Source organism: Streptomyces sp. MK37H, from assembly GCF_018035285.1.
Classification (GTDB): domain Bacteria; phylum Actinomycetota; class Actinomycetes; order Streptomycetales; family Streptomycetaceae; genus Streptomyces; species Streptomyces endocoffeicus.
This window is the reverse complement of the sequence record NZ_JAAAYH010000873.1, coordinates 1-1273: the sequence shown is the minus strand read 5'-3', so window position 1 is coordinate 1273 and position 1273 is coordinate 1. Positions and strand designations below refer to the sequence as shown.

General features: G+C 68.2%; 1 protein-coding gene. It reads left to right on the top strand.

Annotation, left to right across the window (positions count from 1 at the left end; genetic code table 11):
* Positions 1 to 1273: bifunctional rhamnulose-1-phosphate aldolase/short-chain dehydrogenase (gene rhaD / locus GWI24_RS44535; protein WP_210951686.1), on the top strand; the 1273-nt coding region annotated here is incomplete at both ends.

Genomic DNA, 1273 nt, shown 5'->3' with positions numbered 1-1273 from the left:
TGATCCGCGGCCTGGCCTCCACCGACCGTCCGCAGGTGGGCCATTTCACGGACAGCGACACCGTCCTGGACTTCGTCTCCCGCGCCGAACACCCCCGCCTGGCGGCCCTCGGCACCTCCTGCCCGGACCACTTCCTCCGCACCAAGGTCCGCCCGCTGGTCCTCGACCTCCCCCCGGACGCGCCCCTCGACACGACGATCGACCGCCTCAAGGAACTCCACGCCACGTACCGCACCGACTACGCGGCCTACTACGAACGCCACGCCACTCCCGACTCCCCGCCCATGCGCGGCGCGGATCCCGCCATCGTGCTGATCCCCGGAGTCGGAATGTTCAGCTACGGCAAGGACAAGCAAACGGCCCGCGTGGCAGGCGAGTTCTACGTCAACGCGATCAACGTCATGCGCGGCGCCGAAGCGGTCTCCACCTACTCCCCCATCGAGGAGTCGGAGAAGTTCCGCATCGAGTACTGGGCACTCGAAGAAGCCAAGCTCCAGCGCATGCCCAAGCCGAAGCCCCTCGCCACCCGCATCGCCCTGGTGACCGGCGCCGGGTCCGGCATCGGCAAGGCGATCGCCCACCGCCTCGTGGCCGAGGGCGCATGCGTCGTAGTCGCGGACATCAACGCGGAATCAGCCACAGCCGTAGCCCAGGAGCTCGGCGGCCGGGACAAGGCCACGGCCGTCACCGCCGACGTCACCTCGGAAGAGCAGATCAAGGCGGCGTTCGAGCAAGCGGCGCTGGACTTCGGCGGCGTGGACATTCTCATCAACAACGCCGGGATCAGCATTTCCAAACCGCTCCTCGACACCACTACCGCCGACTGGGACCTCCAGCACAACATCATGGCGCGAGGCAGCTTCCTCGCCTCCCGCGAAGCGGCAAGGACCTTCATCGCCCAGAACATGGGCGGCGACATCGTGTACATCACGTCCAAGAACGCGGTGTTCGCGGGCCCGAACAACATCGCCTACTCCGCGACCAAGGCCGACCAGGCCCACCAGGTCCGCCTCCTGGCAGCGGAATTGGGCGAGCACGGCATCCGCGTCAACGGCGTGAACCCCGACGGCGTCGTCCAAGGCTCCGGCATCTTCGCGGGCGGCTGGGGCGCACAACGCGCGGCCGTGTACGGCGTCCCCGAGGAGAAGCTGGGCGCGTTCTACGCCCAACGCACCCTGCTCAAGCGCGAAGTACTCCCCTCCCACGTGGCGAACGCCGTCTTCGCCCTCGTCGGCGGCGACCTGACGCACACCACGGGTCTGCACGTCCCGGT